The sequence below is a fragment of the Silvanigrella sp. genome, assembly GCF_044369315.1.
Taxonomy (GTDB): Bacteria; Bdellovibrionota_B; Oligoflexia; order Silvanigrellales; family Silvanigrellaceae; genus Silvanigrella.
In genome coordinates this window covers 1-5263 of record NZ_JBIPMD010000220.1, presented here as the reverse complement: position 1 = coordinate 5263, position 5263 = coordinate 1, and the positions used below count along the sequence as shown (strand labels likewise).

At 30.0% G+C, this 5263-nt stretch carries 4 protein-coding genes; 2 read left to right on the top strand and 2 right to left on the bottom strand.

Features of this window, described 5'->3' with window-relative positions:
* A partial coding sequence (pilM, locus tag ACIQ56_RS13990; protein ID WP_397601665.1) for a pilus assembly protein PilM occupies positions 1–1204 on the bottom strand: 1204 nt, incomplete at its 3' end.
* A gap of 156 nt (positions 1205–1360) precedes the next feature.
* On the opposite strand from pilM, the gene ACIQ56_RS13985 reads away from it, so the two are divergent.
* A complete protein-coding gene (locus ACIQ56_RS13985) occupies positions 1361–4054 on the top strand; it encodes a hypothetical protein (RefSeq protein ID WP_397601664.1) in 2694 nt (897 codons plus the stop codon).
* Positions 4055–4149: 95 nt separating this feature from the next.
* Entirely contained in the window at positions 4150–4926 is a 777-nt protein-coding gene (locus ACIQ56_RS13980) for an HAD family hydrolase (RefSeq protein WP_397601663.1), read from the top strand.
* 1 nt (position 4927) lies between these two features.
* On the opposite strand, the gene ACIQ56_RS13975 is transcribed toward ACIQ56_RS13980, so the two are convergent.
* Positions 4928–5197 (bottom strand): hypothetical protein, encoded by a 270-nt coding sequence (locus ACIQ56_RS13975; protein ID WP_397601666.1) that lies wholly within the window; start codon positions 5195–5197, stop codon positions 4928–4930.
* Positions 5198–5263: the final 66 nt, after the last annotated feature.

Genomic DNA, 5263 nt, shown 5'->3' with positions numbered 1-5263 from the left:
TGGAATAAAGAAATATTTGTTTGATTAATTTATCATAGTTACTAACTTGAGCAAATTCACCTTTTCTTAAATTTATTTTAGAAGCAATGCCAATTACAGGTAGTCCACGCATAGCAATTGCAAGAGATTGAGAAAAGACGGATAAACTTGCTTCACTCGCATTATCAGAAAATTCATCATCTTGAAACATGAAGTTTTCTTTTCTGATTTTTATACCAGTTACAGGCAAATTTAAGATAACCTCAAAATAATCTTTTAAGCCTTTTATTTTACTAGAACCGCCCGTTAAAAATACGGATTTAATTTTAATATTTTCTTTTGCAATAAAAGATTGTATTGTTCTTAAAATTTCAATACCAAGTTCAGTAATAGCTTGAGATAATACAATAGATACTAGATTTCTCTTACTATCGTTTTCCTCAGTAGCGCTTATTTCCATTGAACTCACAAAATGTTTTAATATTTCTGCTTCTGAATAATTTAATTCAAACTTTTGTTTTAACACCTGATTAAAATAATCACCTGCAATACTTATTATTCTAGTATATAATACCTTTTTATCTGCTAAAAAAGTAAGTGTTGTTTTACTATGCCCAATATTAATAATTAAATTTGAAAAGATGTTTTGTTTCTCACCATCTTCAACTTTTTCATGAATATTTTCTGTGTTACTATTAGTTTCTTTATCCAAAAAAGAAAGCATATTCAAATATGTTAAGTTATCAATATCAAGAACTTTAACTCTTAAATGTTCTTTTTCAATAATTTCTAAAATATCTTTAATAACTTCTTTTTTAGATAAAACAGATAAAACAGAGGATTTATTTTTAGTATATTCAATAATTTGATAATCTAAAATGGAATCTTCTATTGCAAAAGGACTAGAACTTTCTAGTTCATTTTCCAAAAATCCAACAATATCTCTTTTGCGAATATTTTGAAAATCAACTTTTCGAATAGATACATTTTTTGAATCTATGGCCGCATAAACAGTATCAAATTCTAAATTATAATTTTTTATGAGAGCATCAATGGCTTGAGTTTGAGCTTCTTTCTCATTGATACCTTCTTTATATTCAATTTTTTGTTCAATAAGTTGATGTACAAGGTAATTTTTATAATCATTTATAATTTTATAATCATTCCAAATAATTGCAGCCTTAATTGAATACGTTCCAATATCAAGGCCAAGAATCTTCTGCATTTTTCTATCATCTCCATAATAGGCAGCACTTTCAGTGCTTTATATGAATCCACCTTTAAAATATAGTCAAATAACATTAAGTGCTTAAAATAAACTTCAGCTATCCTTCAGAAAGACCGAATTCATATAAGTAGTCAAACCTTTGTTGGAGAAATTATGCAGGTAAGGGCAAAAGGTTCACAATACAAAAGCCTGAAGCTAAGACAAAATATTGTCTGTAGCATGAATTTCTCCTCTAAAACACGTCCTAGGAAGCTAATCAATAATGAACCTGAAAACAAACTTGGAACCGCAAACAAATTTATATTTGTCCAAGATTTTGAAAATGCGGAAACCATTTTAAAACAACTTTCTGTTAAGTTCCCTAATGATTATGAAATCTTATTTAGAAGAGTGGAAGTATCTACAAAAAGAGATACGCTCTCTGAACTCATACACGACCTAAAAAAATTGAGCAAAGAACACCCTGAATCAAAGGCTATCGATTTTGCTATACTATTAGGAAGTATACGGATTTCATCCAAAAATGATACCGAAAAAGACAAAAAAGCAGACATTAGAAAACACTTTGAACATTCTCATAGAGAAATTGAATACCCAAATAATTCAAAAACTCCTTTAATAAATATACTTTCTAATAAAAAAATTAGAATCAATAGAACTCTCGATATTCCAGATGACTATTTTCCAGAAGATTTTCCTATTCAAGAACTTCATTTTCCAAATGAAAATAAAAATAGAACGACTGAAAACCTAAATGCCAAAGAAGAACTTTATAATAAGGCTGTAGAGCTTCAAATGAGTTATCCAGAGAACTATGCTGCATGGTTCATTTCTGGTTGCGCCTTAGAAAGTATTGGCCGCCTTAGTGAAGCAATAGAGCATTGGAAACATGCTTTTTCATTAAAATCAAATTCAACTTCCATTTTAGCAACTTTGACAGAACTTCAACAAATTGGCGCAATATCGGATCCAAATACAAATTATGCTGAAAGATTTGAATCTCTTGATAAGTTTTTAGTTCATGGTCATTTTGAAACACATACTGCACTTTATAATGAGTTTTTAAATTTAGGTGACCATAAAAATGCAATAAATGCTTTAAGAACTTTAGCGGATTGGCTTCAAAAACAATATGGAGAAGTTCCAGTAGAAATTGAAATTCTCTGCTTGTTAGGAGCTATGCAAGCATACAAATTGGCAAATAATATACCCGCATCAGAAGCATGTCGTGCTGAAGTTGAAAATATCGTAATTGCATGTAAAAAATCGCCGCGCGATATGAATCAAATTTATTTTATCGCTCAACTTTGCGATGAATATGGTCTTAAGCCCGTTGCCCGAATCTGTTACTTTGCAATTTTAATTTCTAAGGATTCCTCTCATGATCTTGTTATTCAAACTGCATCACACTGTGTCAGTAATAATCCTTCAGATGGTTTATTAGAATGCCTAAAGGTTGCTTATAAAAATTTACATGGAAGCCCTGAAATTCGTTTTTGCATGTTACTTTGTGGATTAAAAGTATCTCAAGTAGACGTAAGCGATTACATGCTGAAAAAAAATAAAATTAGGGATTCTATCTCAAATGAGACTCCAAGCGAACTTATATTAATTCATTTAGAAGAACTTTATAATATTTATCAATTTGACCCAGAAGTTCATTATTATCTTGCTGAAATTCATTCAAAAATTGGAAACCATAAAGATGCTAAAAAATATTTCCAATATATGTTTTCATTGGATTATTTTAATTCAGATGGAATATTAAGATATATCTTTTTTCTTCTAAAAATAAGAGATTATTCAACAGCAAGAGAAATAGCTCAAGAAGGATTGCAATTAACCAGTTTATCAGAACAACAATCAAATGAGTTGCACTGGAGTATTGCTGCTGCCTATTATTCTGAAGGCGACTTTCAAAATTCATATTCTGAAATTCAAAAATCATTGTCTATTGATCCATGGAATCATTCCTATCTCATCTTGTTATTAAGATCTTGTTTAAATATTGAATCAAATAAATTTTTAAAAGAAAACGAAGCTATCGTTAAGTTTTTAGAAGAATTTATTTTAACTACAAATTCTTCTGCAAATCAGAAAGAAGCTCTTTGTGAAAAATTAATGAAGTATGGATTAGAATGTATTCAAAATAATTTTTCTGAATTTGCTTGGAATATTGCAAAATGCGCTATACTTGTCAGCGAAAATTTAAACGACAATCTTCTTCTTTTTGTGGCAAAATCTGGTGCGAGTTATAATTCACGAACAGCAGTTCAAGAAATGCTTTTATTGCTTAAACAAAAAAATAATAAAGAGTTAAATTTTGCTACTTTATCTGCATGTATCGCACAAATTTACAGTTTATCTGGAAATTGGTCACTTGTAGACGAATGGCTCTCCATAGCGAAAAATAATCATGGATTATCTGGAAAAGTAACAAAACAAAAATTATTTGAACTTGAAGCTTTAAGTATTATTATGAAAGGCACAGATTTTAAAAAAGCACAGACATTACTTGAAGCCGCAATTGATTCTTATGACAATATTCAAAAAGTACCTTTGGACACAAAAGTTTTACATGGTTATATTCTTGTTGCTCAAGGTCAATTTTCTGTTGGTATAGAAAAAATGCAAAATAATATTAGCACGAATGCTTCAATTCAAAGTCTTTACTTTTTAATTAAAGGTCTAGAACGAGCTGGTCAGCTAAACAACACAACAAAAGAATCCTTAACTCAACTTTTCCACATATATCCTACAAATTCTTTCGAGCAAAAGATGGTTGAAGAAATTTTTATAACCGTAGGAAACAAAAATAATTCAAGTCCTGTAGGTTTAGCCTGTTAATCAATTGACTTCAACTTATTAAAAAGGAATATTCTAAATTAAGTTGTTAAAGTTTTTTGTAACACTATGGTTATTTTTTCCACAGGTACTTTAAAATGAAAAAGAAACAAGAACTTTCTAAACCAATCCAAAAAAGTTCAGAGTTAAAACGAATTCGTAATAAAATTACAATTTCTGGTGATTGGTGGAATGGTAAAACTCATGTTCTTCTTGATATGGATGGAACTTTAATTGATCAACCTGGGGCTTTATTTCATAATTTATTTGCTCTTGGTGTTTTATTCAGAATGCGTAGTTTTGGATCTATCTCACAATTAATTAAAGCAGCTCAAAAAACAAAAGAAATTCTTCTCTCATCTCATTCTTTTTCTTCAAATGAAGATGCTTTTTTTGAGACTCTTGCATCTGAGTTAAATACAAATAGACTAAAAATTGAAAGATTTATGTCTAAATTTTTTGATTCCGATTATCCATTTATTTGTTTATTTCTTCATTCAGACCCGTATGCTAGAAAATTAGTTGATCTTTTACATACAAGTAATAGGCACATTACACTAGCAACCAACGCTGTATTTGGCAGAAGAGAAATTGAATTAAGATTAAAAGCAAGTGATTTGTATTTACATGATTTTGATCTTGTTACTTCATGGGATGTGATGAAAAGTACAAAACCCCACAAAAACTTTTTTAATGAAACTTTAAAAAAAATTGGAACAACCCCAGAAAGAACAATTATGATAGGAAATGACCCCTATTATGATCTCCCCGCTCATACCTTAGGCATTCAAACTCTTTTGGTTGGAAATAAATTAAGTCTAAAAGATATTGTAGATTCTTTAGAAGAAAATATTAGACAAAACTTAAAGGTATAAATTAAGGATCCGCTCTATTTAAAATTTTAATTGCAGAGCTTGAGCTTGTCATCGAACTTCTTAAAACACCAAGATAATCAATTCCCGAGTTATTTCCCCAACAATATACATCTTCTCCAGAAAGTAAAACACAAGAAACCCTATCTGCCGAAGCAATATCAACAATTGTTTGCCCAGAAGGCAGGCCATTTACTTTTTGTGGAACAGAAAAATTGGATGTACCCCCATTTCCCAACTGCCCGGAAGTACCCTGCCCCCGTGTCCTCCCAATAAGTGATTTTTACAAAGCATAAATCCAGAATTAAATCTCCTTTTGAGGAGGAGATTTAAATGGAGA